Annotated in this window: 19 protein-coding genes and 1 pseudogene; 15 read left to right on the top strand and 5 right to left on the bottom strand. The window is 43.4% G+C overall.

Annotated elements, in window-relative coordinates; translation table 11 throughout:
• Window positions 1–2 precede the first annotated feature (2 nt).
• The 4 genes from PAEAM_RS11405 (at window position 3) to PAEAM_RS11390 (ending at window position 4363) form a co-directional block, all read left to right on the top strand.
• A complete protein-coding gene (locus PAEAM_RS11405; protein WP_036615375.1) occupies window positions 3–935 on the top strand; it encodes an ABC transporter permease in 933 nt (310 codons plus the stop codon).
• A 41-nt stretch (window positions 936–976) separates the two neighbouring features.
• Window positions 977–1834: a carbohydrate ABC transporter permease gene (locus PAEAM_RS11400; RefSeq protein ID WP_243391308.1), complete on the top strand. Its 858-nt coding sequence runs from the start codon at window positions 977–979 to the stop codon at window positions 1832–1834.
• Window positions 1835–1929: 95 nt separating this feature from the next.
• The gene (locus tag PAEAM_RS11395) at window positions 1930–3384 is read left to right on the top strand and encodes an ABC transporter substrate-binding protein (protein WP_165789878.1); all 1455 of its coding nucleotides are present in this window, start codon (window positions 1930–1932) and stop codon (window positions 3382–3384) included.
• Window positions 3385–3400: 16 nt separating this feature from the next.
• Window positions 3401–4363: an amidohydrolase family protein gene (locus PAEAM_RS11390; protein ID WP_076327488.1), complete on the top strand. Its 963-nt coding sequence runs from the start codon at window positions 3401–3403 to the stop codon at window positions 4361–4363.
• Window positions 4364–4447: 84 nt separating this feature from the next.
• Here PAEAM_RS11390 and arr read toward each other — a convergent pair whose 3' ends face one another.
• Complete coding sequence (arr, locus tag PAEAM_RS11385) at window positions 4448–4864, bottom strand: NAD(+)--rifampin ADP-ribosyltransferase (protein ID WP_100527565.1); 417 nt, start codon at window positions 4862–4864, stop codon at window positions 4448–4450.
• Between the two features lie 385 nt (window positions 4865–5249).
• Between arr and PAEAM_RS11380 the strand changes: the two genes are divergently transcribed.
• From PAEAM_RS11380 to PAEAM_RS11345, 9 genes are all read left to right on the top strand, one after another.
• The gene (locus PAEAM_RS11380; RefSeq protein WP_100527564.1) at window positions 5250–5732 is read left to right on the top strand and encodes a MarR family transcriptional regulator; all 483 of its coding nucleotides are present in this window, start codon (window positions 5250–5252) and stop codon (window positions 5730–5732) included.
• Window positions 5733–5752: 20 nt separating this feature from the next.
• Entirely contained in the window at window positions 5753–6328 is a 576-nt protein-coding gene (locus tag PAEAM_RS11375) for a nitroreductase family protein (protein ID WP_100527563.1), read from the top strand.
• A 17-nt stretch (window positions 6329–6345) separates the two neighbouring features.
• Window positions 6346–6831: a nitroreductase family protein gene (locus PAEAM_RS11370; RefSeq protein ID WP_100527562.1), complete on the top strand. Its 486-nt coding sequence runs from the start codon at window positions 6346–6348 to the stop codon at window positions 6829–6831.
• A 26-nt stretch (window positions 6832–6857) separates the two neighbouring features.
• On the top strand, window positions 6858–7007 hold the full coding sequence (locus PAEAM_RS31765) for a hypothetical protein (protein ID WP_165789877.1): 150 nt from the start codon (window positions 6858–6860) through the stop codon (window positions 7005–7007).
• 369 nt (window positions 7008–7376) lie between these two features.
• Window positions 7377–8243 carry a carbohydrate ABC transporter permease gene (locus tag PAEAM_RS11365; RefSeq protein WP_100527561.1) on the top strand — a complete coding sequence of 289 codons (867 nt, stop codon included), beginning with the start codon at window positions 7377–7379 and terminating at the stop codon, window positions 8241–8243.
• Between the two features lie 16 nt (window positions 8244–8259).
• Window positions 8260–9138, top strand: a complete 879-nt coding sequence (locus PAEAM_RS11360) for a carbohydrate ABC transporter permease (RefSeq protein WP_100527560.1) — start codon at window positions 8260–8262, stop codon at window positions 9136–9138.
• A gap of 36 nt (window positions 9139–9174) precedes the next feature.
• Window positions 9175–10332, top strand: coding sequence for an efflux RND transporter periplasmic adaptor subunit (locus PAEAM_RS11355; RefSeq protein WP_100527559.1), 1158 nt, complete (start codon window positions 9175–9177; stop codon window positions 10330–10332).
• 40 nt (window positions 10333–10372) lie between these two features.
• Complete coding sequence (locus PAEAM_RS11350) at window positions 10373–11704, top strand: ABC transporter substrate-binding protein (RefSeq protein WP_100527558.1); 1332 nt, start codon at window positions 10373–10375, stop codon at window positions 11702–11704.
• Window positions 11705–11798: 94 nt separating this feature from the next.
• Entirely contained in the window at window positions 11799–14711 is a 2913-nt protein-coding gene (locus PAEAM_RS11345) for a hypothetical protein (RefSeq protein WP_100527557.1), read from the top strand.
• A gap of 167 nt (window positions 14712–14878) precedes the next feature.
• Here PAEAM_RS11345 and PAEAM_RS11340 read toward each other — a convergent pair whose 3' ends face one another.
• The gene (locus PAEAM_RS11340) at window positions 14879–15841 is read right to left on the bottom strand and encodes an NAD(P)-dependent oxidoreductase (protein ID WP_243391307.1); all 963 of its coding nucleotides are present in this window, start codon (window positions 15839–15841) and stop codon (window positions 14879–14881) included.
• A 159-nt stretch (window positions 15842–16000) separates the two neighbouring features.
• On the opposite strand from PAEAM_RS11340, the pseudogene PAEAM_RS11335 reads away from it, so the two are divergent.
• Window positions 16001–16303, top strand: a pseudogene (locus tag PAEAM_RS11335) (MFS transporter); the annotation flags it as partial.
• 52 nt (window positions 16304–16355) lie between these two features.
• Here the strand turns inward: PAEAM_RS11335 and PAEAM_RS11330 are convergent.
• From PAEAM_RS11330 to PAEAM_RS11320, 3 genes are all read right to left on the bottom strand, one after another.
• Window positions 16356–17912 (bottom strand): glycine betaine uptake BCCT transporter, encoded by a 1557-nt coding sequence (locus tag PAEAM_RS11330; RefSeq protein ID WP_100527555.1) that lies wholly within the window; start codon window positions 17910–17912, stop codon window positions 16356–16358.
• Between the two features lie 261 nt (window positions 17913–18173).
• The gene (locus PAEAM_RS11325) at window positions 18174–18599 is read right to left on the bottom strand and encodes a MarR family winged helix-turn-helix transcriptional regulator (RefSeq protein WP_100527554.1); all 426 of its coding nucleotides are present in this window, start codon (window positions 18597–18599) and stop codon (window positions 18174–18176) included.
• 132 nt (window positions 18600–18731) lie between these two features.
• Complete coding sequence (locus PAEAM_RS11320; RefSeq protein ID WP_100527553.1) at window positions 18732–19370, bottom strand: nitroreductase family protein; 639 nt, start codon at window positions 19368–19370, stop codon at window positions 18732–18734.
• 286 nt (window positions 19371–19656) lie between these two features.
• Between PAEAM_RS11320 and PAEAM_RS11315 the strand changes: the two genes are divergently transcribed.
• Window positions 19657–20592, top strand: coding sequence for an NADP-dependent oxidoreductase (locus PAEAM_RS11315; protein ID WP_100527552.1), 936 nt, complete (start codon window positions 19657–19659; stop codon window positions 20590–20592).
• Window positions 20593–20688 lie beyond the last annotated feature (96 nt).

The following is a 20688-nucleotide window of genomic DNA, read 5'->3' as shown; positions in this document are numbered from 1 at the left end:
ACATGCGTCGAGGTTTCCATGCAAACCGCATCCAAAACATCAGAAAGCATGGGCTGTTATTGGTCATGATTTTGCCAGGCATCGTCTATCTGTTCATCAACAATTACTTGCCCATGTTCGGCATTGTGATTGCGTTCAAAGATATCAATTTTGCAAAAGGAATCTGGGGAAGTGACTGGGTAGGCTTCGATAATTTCGCCTATCTGTTCCAAACGCAGGATGCTTGGGTGATTACCCGAAACACGTTACTCTACAACGGCGCATTTATCGTGCTTGGAACAGTGCTCTCCATAGCTGTGGCGGTATTGTTGAACGAGGTAAAAAAGCGATTTGCCTCCCGACTGTACCAAAGCATCATTTTGCTGCCCTATCTGATCTCGATGGTCATTGTCGCTTACTTGGTTCTGGCATTGCTCAACGAGGAAAACGGATTCGTCAACCATTACGTGCTTCCTTTACTGGGGATAGACCCTGTGTCGTGGTATGCGGATTCCGGTAAATGGCCCTTTATATTAAGTGTCGTATATCTGTGGAAAAACGTTGGTTATACATGCATTGTTTATCTGGCCTCAATTGTAGGCATCAGCCAAGAATATTATGAATCCGCTACGCTGGACGGAGCATCCAAGTGGAGGCAAGTCTGGAGCATTACCCTTCCTCTGCTTAAACCCACGATGGTCATTATGGTGCTTCTTGCAGTGGGACGCATCTTCAATTCCGATTTCGGATTGTTCTATCAGGTTCCGTTGAATTCGGGTGCACTGCAAACGACTACCGATGTCATTGACACATACGTTTATCGTGGATTGATGACTTTTGGGGATTTCGGAATGTCATCCGCTGCCGGACTTTATCAGTCCATAGTCGGTTTTCTGTTAGTATTAACGACCAATGCGATCGTTCGTCGCAAAAACCGGGATTTGGCGCTGTTTTAGCTAAGGGGGAGAACAACATGTATTCAAATAGGATATATCAAATGGCTGTTCACCTCGTGCTCATCATGATGGGAATCGCTGCAGTGTTTCCGTTTATACTTCTGATATCCGCTTCCCTAACCGAGGAACAAGCCATTATCAGGGATGGTTATCGTTTGTTACCGGCTCAATTCAGCTTTGATGCTTATATGTATCTGTTTAATCAGTATTCGTTGATTCTGCGGTCGTATGGAATTACGACGTTCATCACGGTCGTGGGCACGATCGTTGGGTTGTTGATCACAACCCTGGTCGCTTATCCGCTATCCAGAAATGTGCTTCCATTTCGTTCGTTCCTGTCATTCTTCGTATTTTTCACCCTGCTTTTCAATGGGGGGCTGGTGCCGATGTACCTGGTTTATACGGACCTCTTCCATTTGAAAGATACCATCTGGTCGCTAATCATCCCGAATTTACTGACCAACGGGTTCTACATTTTGTTGATGCGCAGTTTCTTTTCCACATCAATTCCCGGCGAAGTCGTGGAGTCAGCCTATGTGGATGGAGCCAACGAATGGGTTATTTATTGCAAAATCGTTCTCCCGCTTGCTCTTCCAAGCCTGGCAACCATTGGTCTGATGCTCATGATCTCGTATTGGAACGATTGGTTTAACGGTCTGATCTTCATCAATGACGGAAGCCTCTACAGCATTCAAAACCTGCTTAATCGAATGTTGTCTGATGTCCAGTACTTGCAGCAAAGCAGTTTGTCTGGTCAGACAGCAGTTGTCTCATCCGTACCTCTCGGCAGTGTGAGAATGGCTATTGCCGTAATCGGCGTGTTGCCGCTGATCGCAGCGTATCCGTTTTTCCAGAAGTTCTTCGTCAAGGGATTGACTATTGGTGCCGTAAAAGGTTAGTTATGCTTCGTATCCAAGATGTCTTATCCAAAAGCAAACATGGGGAGTGAATGAAGATGTTCAGAAAAAGATTGCCTGTGGGTTTCATAAAGGTAATGTCCTTAATTTGTGCGGCCCCTCTATTGTTGACGGCATGCGGAAACCCAGACAGTAAGGAGGGGGCAGAACTTGGAAAAGCTTCAGCAACAGACATGTATGAAGTGGTCATGACGTATCCGGCTTTTGGGGATGTAACAGATGTTAAGGAAATTCAGGAAGCCATCAGTGATATTACAGCGGAAAAGGTAGGCGCCACCGTGAAGCTCTTGCCTGTTAATGGATCGAACTATGCCAATCAAATGAACTTGATGCTGGCGGGCAGCGAGAAACTGGATCTGGTGTATACCAGCGTATGGTTCGGCCTTGAATCCCAAATCGGCAGGGGGCAGTTACTGCCCATGGACGAATCGTTGAATGAATTTGGTAAAAAGATACTGGAGGCTGTTCCGGAGGAAGCCGCAGAAGCCGGGAAGATGAATGGCGAAACATATGGCGTTCCCAGCATTAAAGCTTGGGCACTTTCCCCCAGTTTTGTGATGGACAAAGAGCTTGCCGATAAACATGCTATTGACCTTAGCGCCATAAAAACCTGGAATGATATCTCTGCTGTATTGCAGCTTATCAAGGACAAGGAGCCGGGTGTCACGCCGATTGTCAGCTATAACTCACAGGAAACACCCGGACAAGCCATGCTGAATTTTGATCCATTGGGAACAGCACCTGGCGTACTGGATTTTGGCGGGGAGGACTTCACCGTGCAGAACCTTTTTGCGACTTCGCGGTTCTCCACAATGGCTGACCTGATGCGTGATTGGTATCAAAAAGGTTATTTCAGCAAAGATGTCGCAACGTCACAGGAAACGGGCTCCAATCTGATCAAGGCAGGCAAAGCCTTCTCGTATATCCGGAATATCAATGAATGTTACTCGGAATCACTTGCGGCTGGGACTGAACTTGTATGCGTCCCCCTTGAGGATTCGTATATGACGCGAAATAGCGTAGCTTCCAACATGATGTCTTTGGCAAGGAACAGTGAGCAGCCGGATAAGGCGATTCAAGTATTGGAACTGTTTTACTCGGACGAAGCAGTCATTAATCTGTTTACGAATGGGATCGAAGGCAAGCATTATGTTAAACGGGATAATGACCTAATCGGCAAGCCGGAAGGTGTTACTGTAACAGGATACGATTCAAACCAATATGCCGTGGGGAACAATTTCCTGTCCTATATATGGGAAGGGAACGATCCTGACATGTGGGAGCACTTGAGGGGCGAAAATGAGAGTGCCGTAAAATCAAGGGCGATGGGTTTCAGCTTCGACATCAATCCGGTCAAAACACAAATTACCTCGGTGGCCAACGTCCAAAACCAGTATGATGCAGGCTTTCAGACAGGAACTTTTGACCCGTCAGAACTGGGTGCTTATACCGACAAACTAAAGAATGCAGGCGTAGAGAAAATATTGACGGAAAAGCAAAACCAGTTAAACCAATGGCTTGAAAATAAATAGAAGGAGCTGATCACGCATGTTTAATCCTGTCATTGATGTTCACCACCATATCATCTCTAAAGAAATGCAACGAAAGCAGCGGGAGTTGGGAATGGAGATTCCAAGTTTTATGCCAAAGTGGACGCCCGAGATCGGGATGCAAAAAATGGATGTATGTGACATCTCGTTTTCATTCCTTTCAGCCCCGTCAGACCTGACGTTCATCGACCAATCTTCTGCCAACGCATTGGCACGTAAAATGAATGAAGAGCTCGCATCGTATGCTCAACTTTATCCTGAGCGGTATGGTGCATTTGCAACGCTTCCACTCCCCGATCCCGCAGCAGCCATGGAAGAAACATTGTATGCACTTGATGTTCTCGGGATGGATGGTGTTGCAATGCTGACAAGTTATCAGGGGAAATATTTAAGCCATCCAGATTACACCGAATTGTTAACCGAATTGGATCGGCGCAGTGCTGTTGTGTTTCTGCATCCCATCCTCATACCGCAAAAAATCGCTGGGCTTAGTCCTGCATTGCTTGAGGGCACCTTCGATACAACGCGGGCTGTCACTACGATGGCTGTTCATCGCATTTTCGACCAATATCCATCCATTACGTTCATTCTTCCCCATACAGGGGGCATGGTGCCGTATATCAAATGGAGAATTGCGCTTGCCGCCATCGGACAAGATTCGATTCAGGTTGAAACAACACCGGAACAATTTCAAGCTGAAATAGCCAAACTGGACCACCTTTATTATGATTCCACGTTGAACCTCGGCACGATCCAAAAGTTGATTGCGCCTGATCGGATTCTGTTCGGAGCGGACATACCTTGGCCAGCGGACAGCGTCCTTCGGATACAACGGGAGTCGGTATTCCATGAAGCACAGCAGATCAGCGAAGAAAACGCGAAAGCGATCGCTTATGGCAATGCCTTTCGTCTATTTCCCCGCATTTCTAAGCTTTTTGATATAGAGAAAAAGTTAATTTAAAGTGAGAGGAAAAGTTAACTCAATAATATTAAGAAAGCAGCTGATCCAAGTGATCGGCTGCTTTTATTCAGCTAACTAGAGGAATCAATCATATATTATATTTTTTCCTTCTTCACTTAGTTTTCTCAAAGAGGTAATCATGTGATTAATCTCTTCTTCAGAGTGTCTTTCCCATGAAGCTAATTCAGCTACTATTTTAAGTGGCGATTTAGATCGATATGAACGTGTTGGATTTCCAGGAAATTTTTTATCAGTTACGTTAGGATCACTTTCAAAATCTCCTAATGGTTCTACAATGTATATTCTTTCTTTTGCATTAGATCTTGCCAATTCAGCACCCCATTTGGCAGCATTTAATGTTGCAGTAAAGTATATATGGTTAGAATTTTTTTCTTGGTAATTTGATAAAAATTGTGGTTCTAATAAATCACCAATTTGCAGTCCTGCTTTTGTACCATGAAAAAAAGGACCTTGGTCTATGATCACTTTTTTGTCATCCATACGGATCCACCTCGTTTTTAGTTTTGTATTTAGCAGTATAGTGTAGGAATCTCAAAAAAAACAGTCTATAAAAAAATAAAAAATAACGGTATAATTTAAGTAGAGAGAACGATACTGAGTCCAATAACCCAAGTTTAAGAAAGCAGCCGATCAGCGTGATCGGCTGCTTTTGTTTAACTAACGAGCAGATTAAAAGATAATCCGTTCAAGGCAGGTCTCTGTCCTGGATTATAGAGTAATGTTGTAATGTCAGAGAATATAGTTGATAAGCATTATCATTCATGATATATTGTTAACCAGTAAACTAAATATAAGAATTTATTTAGAATAACTCTATTTTTAAAAGAATATTTTTGTTTACAAGTAAATAAGGAGCGATCAAAGAATGATCTCAAAAGATCGAACAAAACAGTTGCTTTATGACCAATTTATCCGTTTTTTACATGTGTATGAGAACCACAAGGATACAGAAATCGAGCATTTCCTAAGTATCGCCCAGCGTGAAAGCATCGAGAAAATCCCTCAGCATTTGACCGCGGTTCATATGATAGATTGCATAGGCAAGCATGAGCCCATTAACAACACGGGTATTGCCGAGGCGATGAACTTGTCCAAAGCAAGTATCACCAAAATTGGCAACAAACTGCTAGAGGAAGGATTCGTCAAACGTACGAAAATGAACGACAACAAAAAGGAGAGCTATTTCCGGTTGTCACCGCAAGGCAGAAAAATCTTTGAACTGCATGAACGTCTGCATATACATGAGGCTGAGCGCTTTTATCGTACTCTCGACAAATATTCGGAAACGGAGCTAAAAGTAATCCATCAATTTCTTCAAGACAGCAGTATAAATATTGAATCCAGATAGAACAAAGGAGAGTGAAGCATATGAGTCTGGCGGAATTGATCAGGGAGCGCAGGAGTATTCGTAAATGTAACTCTACGCCGGTGGACCAGAAGTTGGTTGTTGAACTACTGCGTAAGGCTATACGGCTTCAACCATTTGTTGAGTCTGGCTCATGGCGTGTAGTATATGCCGGAACTCCAGAAGCACGCAAACGGTTGGTGGACTGCATGCTGGAACAGATGTCACAAAGCAAGCTCGGCAAGCTGATTCCAGGGAAACTTCTGGATGTTTTTAAAAAGAGATTTACCGATATTCCTGCGCACGTCATTGTTATGTCGACTGTAGGATCGAATCGTCTGACCAATGACCGCAATTATGCGGCTGCCTGCGGGGTGATGCAGAGCTTCCAACTGCTGGGCTGGGAACGAGGGTTAGGAATGTTATGGGATACAGAGTCCATGATTCAGCATGAAGGGTTCTTCAATGGAATTGGCTTACGTGAGGATGAAAGATTTGTTGGTATTCTTCATATAGGATATTACGACAAAGCGCCAAGAAGTCGGAAAAGGACACCAGCCGAGCAGAAGTGGACCGTATTGCGAGGACAGTCTACATAGGAGAGGAGGATAAGAAAATGAAATTGTCAGATCTGGAAGGAGACATGGACGGTCCGAGTGAGTTTTTGGATCAACCGGTATCGCAGGACCTAATCCTTGAATTGCTCAATCATGCCGTATGGGCGCCAAATGATGGCCTCCGAGAGCCGTGGCGATTTATCTTTGTTGATAACCAGTATGGGGACTTCATGCAGGGATTACAGAACCAGGCCCCTGCGTATCTTCTGGTCTTGGTGAAGGAAGAGGCGGATCAATATAAGCGGGAAGAGGATTTTGCAGCTGTCTGCTGCCTAATTCAGAATTTCCGCTTGCTGGCTCATGAGCAAAGTCTGGGTGTGCACTGTACCTTACATGACTGGATGTACGACCCGAGCCGTACTGAAATGTTTGGTGTACTGAGTAACGAGCGCATTGCTGCGGTTCTGGAATTGGGTTACGGTGCACATCAGTGGAAAGGAAATACGAAGTTACCTGAGACTCAACTTCATTTTGAACTGCTGTAAGGTGGGGAGATAGAGGAGGTATGATTATGGTCAAGAAGAAGAAAATGTCCACAGCACTCAGTGCAGCTTTAATCGTTTCTATGTTGGCTACTGGCGTGATAGTCGCTACTCAAGGTACAACAACGTTAGAAGTAGCGAAGTCAGCAGGGGATAAAAAGGTTGAAGTTATTAAATAAAGCATACGCGAGACCTTCTAGAAAGTTAAAAGAACCTCAGCTCGGTTAACCGGGCTGAGGTTTTTTTCTGTATCATTATGCATTGAAAAAATGCAACTCTAGATGAAATAAGAATAGAAAAAAAGTAAAGGGATGCCGCGGGGCAAGAGCTTCTACCAAGTGCCTATTAGGCGTATCTAATCATTATTTTGCCCTTTAATTCGTTAAGCTGCTCACGAAACCGCAAAATCAGTAAGAAACTTTAGAATTTTTTAATATCTTACCACTATTTTCTTAAACACTCTTTTCTAAAATGAGTGGAAAGGGAGGCAAAACAGGAAACAGAATGAAAGACTAAAGTTAACAGTGAAAGGATGAATTTAGAAAACCATGAAAAAATGGCTCCGTAAGGATGCTTCGGCGGCCATGTTCTTCCTTGTGCCAAGCGGCATCGGATTTGCACTCTTTTACCTTATCCCGTTTGCCATGGGCGTGTATTATTCGTTTATGAGCCATTCGGTAGACGGTCATTTTGTGGGACTCGATAATTATCGTGAGCTGCTCGGAAGTGCTTCTTTCCTCAAAGCAGCTTCCAACACGTTATATTTCAGTACGATCAGTGTTCCACTTATGATCATGCTGTCATTGGGGCTCGCGATGCTTCTACATAAAAATGTCTATATCCAAAAATGGCTTCGAACAGCTTATGTGATGCCGCTTGTTGTGCCCACCGCCTCGATCATCATGATTTGGCAGATCCTTTTTGATTGGAACGGGTCCCTTAACGCCTGGCTGGATAGTTTCGGATACGGACGGGTGGATTGGATGAAATCCGAATCGGCACGTATAGTCGTGATTATGGTCTATATATGGAAGAACATAGGTTACAACGTTATTTTATTCCTTGCCGGACTTCAGCAAATACCGAAGGATTACTACGAAACGGCTCGAATTGAAGGTGCTGGTCGTTTACGGCAATTTCGGAGTGTTACACTGGTTTATCTGACTTCGACGATGTTTTTTGTAGTGATTATGTCCATTATTAACTCATTTAAAGTGTTTCGGGAAACGTATCTGATTGCTGGCGGTTATCCCCATGACAGTATTTACATGATGCAGCACTATATGAATAATATGTTCATATCACTCGACATTCAGAAACTAACCGCAGCGGCATCCTTGATGTTTGTCAGTATACTGCTGATCGTTCTGGCTCTGTTTGCGATGGAACGTCGGCATCGGAAATACATGGAATAGGAGGTGAGCGAAGTCTGTGCGAGTAGTGTACATATTGAAAAATGGTGTATTAACATTCAGCCTGAGTGTTATTGCCTTGCTCTTAATATCACCAATTGTGATTATATTCACAAATTCAATGATGACAGAACAGGAAATTGGGATTAATTATGGCCTCATCGGGCAAATGAATGAAACAGCCTTAGGTAGAGACAGTGCATTTGCAAACCTGAAACTGATTCCGGATAAAGTTTCCTTTGCACAGTATGGAAAGGTATTTATCGACAACCCGAAATTTATGATGATGTTCTGGAATTCGGTGTTCATGGTCGTACCGATTATTGTAGGTCAGACTCTTGTTGCGGCTCTGGCTGCCTATGCATTCTCCAAGCTACAATTTCGCGGCCGAGACTCTATGTTTTTGGTATATGTCATGACGATGCTCATGCCATTCCAAGTCACGCTGGTACCCAATTACATTATGGTCGATATGCTTGGGATGCTGAATAGTACGAGTGCCATCATTGTTCCTGGCATCTTCGCAGCTTTCGGTGTGTTTATGCTTAGACAATTCATGCTGGACATTCCCTACGCCTATATTGAAGCTGCCAAAATGGACGGAGCAGGACATTTAAGGATATTTGTTACGATGATTGTTCCGATGATCAAGCCAGGATTAGCCGCACTTGTGATTTTGCTCTTCGTTGATTATTGGAACATGGTGGAACAGCCTCTTATTTTTTTAGACGACCCGTTCAAGCAGCCGCTGTCCGTTTTTTTATCCACGATTAATCAAAGCGACAAGGGCATTGCTTTTGCTGCATCCATGCTCTATATGGCCCCGATGGTGATGGTATTTCTGTATGCGGAGTCGTATTTCATTGAGGGTATTCAATTATCCGGAGTTAAAGGTTAACTTTTCAGTGCTGGTTTTGGGAGGAGAAGAAAGGATATGGAGTTAAATACAGGGGCTGCTGAGCAAAGACGAAAGCGAATCATTCTAGTCGTGTTCATAAGCTTTATGGGATTGTTGCTGCTCTTCACATTGTTCAGCAATACACTGCAATCGCTGACATTACCGAAAGTGACTACGGAGCAGCCAAAAATGGGAGACATCCCGTTAGTTATCGAAGGGAGCGGAATCCTTCAGCCGATCGCTGAAGCCAAGCTGTCCGGTTCAACCGAGCGGAAGACTCAGCAGATTTTTGTGAAAGAAGGCGATCGTGTAAAGAAAGGACAGAAGCTTATCACCTATGATAGTCAATCGACAAAACAAGAAATTGAACTTGAAGTAACAAATCTGGATAAGCAGAAGATCGAGCAGCAGAATCTTCAGGACCAGTTCATCCAATCGTCCCTCGAAGAAGATGAACTTAAGCTGCGCAGCGCACAACGGGAAATTGAAAAAGGCAAACTTGATATTGCTGCGCAGGAGCGCAAGATCAACGAAATGAGAGAACAACTGACCAAAGATCAGGTACTGACCGCTCCGTTCGACGGTATTATAACGAAGTTGAACGCGGTAGAAGGTCTGGCTTCCGCAGGCGAGCCGGACATCATTGTCTCGAACAGCGGGCAAGGGTACAAGTTCGAGGTTAATGCGGATGCAAAGCGTTTGTCCAGATTAGGGATATCCATCGGAGAGCGGATCAAGGTAGAGGTAGATACAGATCAAGAGCAGCAAGCCAACAGCATGGACGGCATCATTGAAGAAATCATTAATGCGGAGCCACTTATAGAGGGAGCATCTGATGAAGGAGCGGGGATGGTAACCCTTCCGCAAAAGATCCTTCGTATTAAGCTCCTCGATGCCGAACTGAAGGGAGGTGAGCAGGCTCGGATTAAAATCGAGAAAAGTTCTCTCGATCAAGGGCTGCTTGTTTCCAATGAAGCTATTCATCAGGACCGGGAAGGCACTTATGTTTTTGTAGTCGAGGAGCAGCCGGGGGCACTCGGTAATGTATTTGTTGTTCGCAAAGTCAAGATTGAGTCCAGCGAGAAGAATGACAAAGAAACGATGATCCAAACCGACATCATCTATGCAGAGGATAAGATCATTCTGAAAAGTAGCGAGCCTCTGCAAGATGGCGACCGTATCCGCTTGGAATAGTGAGACGTAACAATAAGAAGAGTTCAGGAGGAATTATACAATGAAAAAATGGCTTTTGCTCCTTTCTATGGGGGCTATTATCACGAGTTTAACCGCATGCAGTTCAGGGGGAAGTAGTACAGCGGATAAAGTGACATCGAAAGATGGAAAAACAATCCTTACCCTTTCTGTGACAGAGTCGACCCCATTCTATCAAACAGTGGAGAAAAAGTTCGAAGAGAAATACCCGGACATCGATCTGCAGATCAATGCATATAAGACGGGAGGACAATGGGGATCAGGGGACTACGAGAAGTATCGGAATTCTATGAATACAGCCATGTTATCGGGAAAAAGCATGGATATCATTGAAGTTGATGACCTCCCATTCAAAGAATATGTAAGCAAAGGTGTTCTTCTCGACATGAACGACTTGCTCAATAAAGATCAGACATTGGATAAAGACGATTTGCAAATGAATATTTTGAACGGTTTGAAGGTGAATGATGGAATGTATACCGTACCTTTGGGGTACATGTTACGAGCATTTGTAGGAGATGGGGAAATGCTGAGCAACTCTAATGTTAAGTTTGATGATAAGACCTGGAACTGGAAAGAGTTTGAGAAGGTTTCAAAAGAAGTAATCCAAAAGAAAAGCGGTACCGATGAGGTTTATGCGTTAGCGTCCTACCCGCCCGAACTCCTCTTTCAGGAGATGCTTGTTGAGAACTACGCTGCATTTGTCGATCCTTCGGCCAAAAAGGCAACATTCGATTCTACCGAATTTGTGAATCTGTTCGAGCAGGTTAAACAAATGTACGAGGAAAAGATTGTGACATCGGAAGAAGCAAAGCCGGGCAATCAAATGTTCAATTCCACGTCAATTACGTCGCCAATTGATTTTATCGAAGGTCCCTACATGCTTTTTGATCAACCCAAGCTGCTGCAATCACCGCAGGCGGGAGAAACCGGAGATCGAAAAGGCTCGCGAGTAGCTACTATAAAACAGTTCGCAATCCATGCCAAATCGCCCGTAAAGGATGAAGCCTGGAAGTTCATCAGCTTCTTATTGTCGGAAGAAGTGCAAATGTTACAAGATCGAGAAGGATTCTCGATGCTTAAATCCGTGAATGAAAAGAAAATTGATGATCTTCAAGAAAAAGTTAAAAATGGCGAATACAAGCTTCCAAATGGGGAGATGGCAAAAGTATCGGATGAACAGTTCGCCGTGTTTAAACAAATTGTTCAATCCGCCGATCAATATGTAGATCTGGATGTTAAAGTGTTAAGTATTGCCGGAGAAGAGTCCGTTGCATTCTTTAGCGGACAGAAAACTGCCGAGGAAGTAGCCAAACTGATCCAAAACCGGGTCACAACTTATCTAAACGAATAGGTAAATGGCGGGAAGCAGCCTGCATTCGTGCGCTGCTTCCTGCTTCACAGAATGAAAAGCGGGCAAATGTCTTTTTATACAGGGAGGTAGATTCATGTATAGGCCGAAAAAAACAGTTGTGACAATACTACTCAGTGCCGCCGTGTTGGGTCATTTCATGGCCCTTGACGTATACGGGGCATCCACGGCTGATCACCTCGTTTCCAAATCTGCTGTAGCCGCGTCTGGTCTGACATTAGATCAACTGGGCTCAGTTTCGTTGAAGCAGAGCGTCCATGTAAAGCTGACCGGGACGGATGTTTTTACTCAGCCAGGCGGAAGTATTCTCATATATACGCTTCATTACAGTAACAGCAGCGGCAATAGGGTGGATCTTATCGATTATTTTTCCAAGATTTCTACGCCTAGTGGTACGACTATAAAAGGAAAAGCAGTGACCCGTGATGCTGATAAACGAACGGTGCCTGCGAACAGCAGCCTGTCTGTGACGTACTATGCAAACATTGGAAACTCGACAAAGGTCAACGGAATCAAAATTTCCATGTTCGGATGGGATTTTAACAGCGCAAATTATCAGAAAAAGCTGGGACAATTCACGATTCCTGCTCAGTACTCATCTATAATTCCGATAGGTAAGAGCAAAAAGATCACAATAAATAATCTTCCTGTCACAGCCAAGGTGGATACCTTTCAGAGGTATGAAATTAATGGAAAAGTGTATGTTCAATTGGGACTCAGGCTCTCGAACGGAGGAACCAAGATGCTAAGTGACCCTGGGTATAAAGCATATCTAAGGTCAGCGGGCGGTTCAACATTTGAGCTTGTACCCGATTCAGCCAGCTCAGGCTACAAACTTCAGTCTCAGGAGAGCAGAGTCATCAGTTACTGGGCTGAGATACCCTCCACGATGAAGACACCTGGCATGACTCTGCAGCTTGCGCAGGAAGATGAAGTATTGAAGATCCAGATCCCAGTGCAATCGTTCAACCTTCCCGATGCAGCCCCGGATGTTGCTGTAGTGAAGGGCAAAAGCACCAAGATCATGATGAAACAGCAGCCAGTCACGGTCAAGGCGGAACGGATGCAGCGAATGAATCATAATGGAAAAGTATACATGAGAGTGGCCGTTCAATTTGCAAACGGGGGCAAGAAGGTACTAAGCGATCCCGGATATAAAGCACAACTGAAATCGGCCGGGGGCTCAGTATTCGATCTTGTGCCTGAGGATGATACAGGGAGCAACTTCAAGATCCAGCCAGGGCAGAAACGAACGATGTATTATTTGGCAGAGGTTCCATCCAACCTTAAAACAGAACTTATGACGATGCAATTTACGCAAGAAGACGAAACGTTGAACATGATGCTACCAGTAAAAACCTTCAAGCTTCCAGCTGTTACCGCTGATAAGCCTGTGCCGGATTATGGCATCAGAAAAATTTCGGTGAACCATCAAACGATTGAAACCCAGTTGAAATATGCTTCTGTATATACTGAGAACAATACTGGCAAATGGAATATTCAATTCCGCATTAAAAATCTCAATGAAAAATCCGTGAAGCTGCCAGCTTATGAGCTTTCCATCTTTACGGATGAAGGTTATAGCATTCCGGTGAATGCCAAGGCAATTGACCATGTTACGCTGAAACCGATGGAGGAGAAGCTTATCGATCTGGATGTAGATGTGCCATTGCATATGAAACAGAATACGCTGCAGCTGCAATTGACGGAGCCTGCTACGGAAGGGAAGATTAGCTTCCCGACGGCCCTTTATAAAATTCCACATGCTCAAGAAGGCAAAAGTCATCAGGGCTCAGAGAATATCATCGAGAATAGTCACGGGACATTTGGCGTGAAGCTTAGCTCATATCAGCGGCTGCCATGGGGAGATAAAGATCAGATCGTAGCCCGAATCAGCATTCGTAACACCAAAACGACGACCGTGCAGCTGCCTGTGTTAAAAGCAGCAATAAATGCTGGAATGCGGGATCTCAGTAATACAGGCCAAATCGTGGTACAGGATAACCAAACGACCTTGGCGCCCAATGAAACCGTGGAACTCTATATCCTTGCCAACATACCGTATTCGTATAATTTCAATCAATTACGAATTGAGCTCCAGGAAACAGCTGGCGAGGACATTACTAAATTTCTGTCGTTGAACTTTAACGCGTTCAACAACGCTATGAGCCTGGTTCCTGCAGGCGACTCTTATCCCATCCATACTCCGGGCAAGAAATCAGAAGTCCGTGAACGCTTGACCACCATTTACCATGACGCTAAGTCCAATCTAATGTACACGGAACTGGAAATGACCAACCAGGAAAAACGGCAATCCAAGCAGTCACAGTTAGTTGCTTACTACAAAACACCAGATAATGAGTATTTTGAGGCAGAGGTCAGCCAATCGTCCACCAAGACCAGTCCAAAAGGGAAAAACCTGGTGACGGTCTGGAGCAAGCTTCCACTAAATGTGAATACTTCGCAGCTTGAACTCTATGTCGGAGAAGGGGTTGCGAATGGAAAGATGGCAGATGTGGGGGATGAACTCACGGGTTCTATTAATACTGTTCGTTTAGCACTTAGCCCTAGAGTTGTACAACCAGCAACGAACCTGCAACATGTGGAATTGTTTCCGTATCAGCTCAACATTACGAGAGGTGAAGGAACGCTTAGCGCAGGGGACGATATGCTTAATATCGTTATTTATTATGATCTCTTAAGGAATGGAGATTATGAGACAGGTTCTACTGACCATAAGCTCATTATGGAAGTCATTGACCCGAGCGGGAAATCCATAGAGAAGGTATTAACACTTGGTACCGAATTAACCGTTGGCAATAATAAATCATACTTCATGAACTTGAATACCAACTTAAGCAAAATCATAAATAGTGGGACAGTTCGAATCAATCTGTATGATGAGTTCCAAGGACGAAGAATATTGCTCGGAAGTCAAGTCTATCCATTCATATATGAAGAGCAGGCCAATAAACCAGATAGCGAATAAAGATAATAATATACAAGCTGTTGGAGGACAACATCTCTGAAGATATGATACTATATTTCGGAGATGTTTTTTGTCGACGGACAAGAACATACTCCCATCAAGGTCGCTATTTTAGGCGACTTTTTATTTTATCGGTACACGGGGAAAGATACCCCTGCACCAAAACATCATAACTGATTGAGCTTGCTTTCAGGCTCCTCACCATTTTCTACACGTTTTATATTCTTTATAAAGAAATCATATCTTGTTTTATGAAATTTCCGACCATCAGGCATTCCTGCTGTATGGGGAGTAAGTATCACATTACCCAGATTCCGGAGCTCACTATCAATAGGAAGCGGTTCTGATTCAAACACATCCAGGCATGCGCCTGAAATATCCCCGTTTTTTAATGCATCAATCAAGTCTCTTTCGTTGACAATGCCTCCGCGGGCTGTATTGATAAAAAGAGTGGTATTTTTCATTTTTTTGAATGCCGCTTTGTTGATCAGCTGTTTGGTTTGCTGATTCAAGGGTACATGTACACTGACTATGTCCGATGTGCTTACAAGAGTATCAAAATCCGTCTTCTTCACAAAACCTTCCGATTGTGCAGTGGCATTTCTCGCATACGCCAGCACATTCATATCAAAAACCCTGCAAAACGCAGCGACTTTTTTTCCAATAGCACCCAAACCGATAATCCCAATTGTTTTGCCCTTTAACTCACTCCCTGCATAGTCCAATTGATTTTCATCCATCTTGTTTTTCATGAAAGTATCAAGAAACGGTATGTTTTTATAATAAGACAATATCAGTGCCATTACATGTTCGGCCACTGCCTGTGCATTCACTCCTCCAGCATTGGCCACCCAAATGCCGCGCTGTGTACAGGCAGGGACATCCACATTATCAAATCCTGCACCCGTCTGTACTAATTTTAATTTTTTTGCGTTAGAAAGCAGACTGTGATCCACTTTAATATGTTCAGGGATGAGTACCTGGCAATCTTCAATATGATCCAGCATTTCTTTTCCGGGCGGAACAATTACAACGTTCCAGTCTTGCGGAAAACTCCTTGCAATATTTGATTTTGAGGTCTCGCTAAAATAGCCCACTATGAGAATCTTCATTGCTAAACCACCTTTCATAAGCTATACCATTCTTCGAATAAAACCGTTGATGCTCGTCATTTTATCCTTTTAATACAATTTTATCAATAAAATCTCATCACGTTCTATTGAACGGGAATGGAAAAGAATCTAGATAAACAATATACTAGCTATATAGTTTTTTTTGTTGAGGTGAATAGTTCTAATGTCATTCTGTTGTGGATCGTCATACTCGGAATTGGTGGAGGTTTCGCCTTTAGTTTGGCCATGATGTTTTTCGGGTTGCGTACTGAAAATGCGCATCAAGCAGCGGAACTATCTGGCATGGCCCAATCGATCGGATATCTTCTTGCCGCAATCGGTCCAGCCCTTATAGGATATCTGCACGATGCAACAAATAGTTGGAACCTGCCACTTTTCATTCTTCTTGGGGCTTCGGTGTTACTCTTTGTAGTTGGTATAGGAGCAGCAAGTAATCAAAAACTCAATACCATGAAATAATAAAAAGCCCGCAAGGACGCGGGCTTTTGTTAGTTTTAACATCAAGTATACATTACCTGCCGGAAATTTCCTTCAACGAGATTTCTTGTTCCGCCAGCAGTCGTTTCAGCTTTTGGCGCTGCCGTTTTTCCTTCTGACGGCGCTCTTTGTCCTCAGCCTTTAGAGCCTTGAGCAGGGAGAAACACATACCGATAAGGACAATAGCGAACGGCAATGCGGTTACAATGGATGCTGTCTGGAGGCCAGTTAACCCCCCGCTGATTAGCAGTACTACCGCGATGGAGGACTGCATAATTCCCCAGGTTAATTTCACTCTTGTACTTGGGTCCAGTTTGCCATCTGAAGTGAGCATGCCCAGTACAAAGGTAGCTGAATCAGCCGACGTAATAAAGAAGATCATGATCAGCATTGTGGCGATGAATGCCACGATCGTGCCCAAAGGCAGCTGCTCCAGCATAAGGAATAAAGCGGTTGTCGTATCTTCCTTGACAGCCTCCGCCAGATGAGCGGCATTGAACAATTCCATGTGAAGTCCTGTTCCGCCAAAGACGGAGAACCAGATAAATCCGAAAAGACTTGGAATAACCATGACGTAAATTACAAATTCTTTTATGGTTCTTCCTCTGGATACCCTTGCGATAAAAGTGCCGACAAAAGGAGCCCACGAGATCCACCATGCCCAGTAAAATAACGTCCATGCTCCAATCCAGGTTTCTCTTGAGAACGGCGTCAGTCTCAAACTCATGTTAATAATATTCTGCATGTAACTGCCCAAGGTTGTTGTGAATGTGTCAAATATAAAAGACGTCGGTCCAGTCACCAATACAAACAACATCAATAATAAAGCTATAACGAGGTTGACGTTGCTCAGAATCTTAATACCTTTATCCAGACCGGAGGTTGCCGAGATTAAAAACAGTACGGTTACAACTATGATAATGACAACCTGAGACAGAGTCGAGTTAGGAATACCAAATAAGTGATTCAGACCCCCGCCGATCTGAAGAGCACCCAATCCAAGCGAGGTCGCAACACCAAAGATGGTGGATATGACCGCCAGAATATCAATAACCTTACCAAGCCAGCCTGCAGCAAGACGCTCACCGATCAGAGGAATAAAAGTGGAACTGATCAGCCCTTTGTATCCTTTCCGGAACTGGAAGTAAGCAAGTGCTAAGCCGATGACGGTATAGATAGCCCAAGGATGCAGCCCCCAGTGGAAAAAGGAATAACGCATTGAAAGTATGGCTGCTTGCGTTGTTTCGGGTACCGCCCCTTCAGGTGCAGATAAATAGTGGGACAGCGGTTCAGCAACTCCCCAGAAAACCAGCCCAATGCCCATACCCGCGCTAAACAGCATGGACAGCCAGGAAACCGTAGAATACTCCGGCTCATCATCGTCATCCCCAAGCCTAATACCGCCAAATCGGCTGAACGCCAGATAAAAAGCAAAGATCAGGAAGAACAGTGTCGCTAGCAAATAAAACCAGCCAAAATTCTGAATAGAGAAGTTGTAGGCAACATTAGCCACATCCGCCAGCTGATCAGGAGCGACGGCTCCCCATATTGCAAACAGTGCAACGATGATAATTGTGATTGTAAATACCATGATGAGACCTCCATTATGTAAGCTTCAGCCAACTGTTTCCTTAGTATGTGCTAGTCCAACTTGTAATATTTCGAAAAGCTAGCTGTTGATAAATTAAAACAAACCGCCATGTAATGAAACACTCAGCGGTTTGTTTTGATCTTGCCTGAATAATATATGGCCTATAATCTCTTGTTAATCTGAGATATTGTATCATCTCATCTAACTAGTTTTATTCATTTATGAAAAGAAATCTGAAGAAGGCTGACTGTCATCGTAAATTTACAGATCCTTCAGATTATATTGCATGCGAGTAAGCATGTCGGTCATCATTGCAACTTCTTCTTCACTGAAATCCAGTATCATCTGATGAAGAAACTGGTTTCGATCCTGTTTGAAATTGGCGATATGCGTTAGCCCTTGTTCTGTTAACCGGACGAAGGTTTCCCGATGATCGTCGGGGTTTTTTCTTCGTGACACCAAACCGTCTGCTTCCAGTTGCTTCAAATGGCGTGTAACAGCAGCACTGTCAATATGAATGGCCTTCTGCAAATGGCTTTGTGTAACTTCTTCATGAAGATAGAGATGATACAACAGAACGTATCGTGAGGAACTGATCCCCGTACAACGTTCAAATTTAGGTTTCAACTGATTGCTTATATTTTTAAGTAATATTAATAAGGTTTCTTGTTCCAGCGAACAATTCATGTTTGCCCCTCCTTGAATGGTGCAGAATGTCTTGAAAAGCTTCATGTAACAAGGGCAGATTCCTTCCAAGACATTCAGCAACTAAAGGCAACTATATCACAATGTGGAGACTGCTCGCACTATCGCTTTGAATCATGCCCAAAACGTGGTCTTTTCGGCTGGCATACGGTAGGAGGTGTATCCCTCGCTTGCAGCTTTTCCAATTGTCAGTAGCATGACTGGTACATAGCGTTCTTTATCCAAGCCAAACACTTCGGCTATTTGATCTTTTTCATAACCGCCGACTGGATTGGTGTCATACCCATGTGCACGGGCAACCAGCATCAATTGCATGGAAACCAGACCGGCGTCAAGCATAATGACATCGTTCATTTCAGCATCGGACATGTTGTTATAGATCGGTTTGAATGCCTTCAACTGAAAGTCCTTAACATCTTGTGGCATTAAGCCATGCTCAACAGCTTTTCCATAGATGTTTTCTGCATAATCGAAATTGTTTTTGTCTGCAAACACAGCAATGACAGCAGAAGCTTGAGCGACTTTTTCTTTGTTAAAGCGGGACAGTGGGACGAGTTTTTCTTTTCCCTCTGGAGTATCCACCACAAGGAAGCGCCAAGGCTGCATGTTGATGGAGGAAGGGGCAGTGCTAGCTTCATTGATGATTTGAGTCATTTCTTCCCTGCTGATTTTTACGGATGAATCGTATGTCTTAATGGAACGGCGTCCATAAATAATTTCGTTAAAATCGTTTGTTTGTTGGTATGGTTTCATAATAGTTACTCTCCCTTTATATTTAGTTGATCCATCAATGTTTGACTAGTCAATTGTTGATAAGTCAAATATAAACGAAAACTAAGTCCATTTCAATAGTTTTTTTATGTAAAATTATAACAATAAAAGCAACATTTCCGACAATTCTAACTTAACTTTTGCATAATTTTATCCTGGTTGTTTAAAAATGAGTAAGGATCATATGCATGAACCCCAGTGACTAGATACAAATAAATAATCGGGAATAACATGTAAAAGGATATTAGCTTAGAGGAGTGATACAAAAATGAAAGCAGTTGTGATTAATCAATATGGAAGTAAAGAAGAGTTAGTTGAGCAGGAAGTGAATAAACCGAGGGCAGAAGCCAATCAAGTGGTTGTAAAATTAGAGGCTACATCCATTAATCCAATCGATTGGAAATTAAGAGAGGGTTACTTAAAAGAAATGTATGATTGGGAATTTCCTATTATCTTAGGCTGGGATGTAGCTGGGGTCATAACTGAAATTGGTTCAAACGTTAGAAAATGGAAAGTTGGAGATCGAGTATTCAGTCGTCCTGATACAACACGATTCGGTTCGTATGCTGAATATACAGCAGTTGATGAGCACCTTCTGGCAAAACTACCTGATTCAATCTCATATGAGGAGGCTGCGGCTGTACCTTTGGCTGGTTTAACAGCATGGCAGGTACTGTTTACTCATGGCGATCTAAAAGAAGGTGAAACTGTACTTATTCACGCTGGAGCTGGTGGTGTAGGTATGTATGCCATTCAATTAGCAAAGCATGCCGGCGCTCATGTTATTACAACAGCAAGTGAAAAAAATCATGAACTTCTTTATTCGTTAGGTGCTGATCAGGTGATTGATTACAAAAAGGAAAATTTTGAAGAAATTCTAAAAGATATAGATTTAGTGTTTGACACGATGGGTGGAGAAGTAGCTGAGAATAGCTATAAGGTGCTTAAGCCAAATACCGGAAGACTGATTACCATTGTTGGTGAACCCAATCATGATACTGCTAAGTCTCACAATGTATTAGCAAAGGGGATTTGGCTACAGCCAGATGGTGATCAATTGCAGAGAATGGCAGATCTGATGGAAGAGAACAAGATAAAGTCAATTGTAGGGGCAACATTCCCGTTTAGTAGACAGGGGATTTATGATGCACATGCTTTGAGTGAAACTCACCACGCTGTAGGTAAAATCGTCATTACATTTTAAAAAAGGACCGTAAGTGTTCATCTTCCATCGATGAATGCTTTCGGTCCTTTTATGTTTATCCTGTACTAATGAACGACGGGATCGGTTTCCGCCTCT

It is taken from the genome of Paenibacillus sp. GM1FR (genome assembly GCF_002803315.1).
Taxonomy (GTDB): Bacteria; Bacillota; Bacilli; order Paenibacillales; family Paenibacillaceae; genus Paenibacillus; species Paenibacillus amylolyticus.
This window is presented reverse-complemented; position numbering and strand designations above follow the sequence as displayed.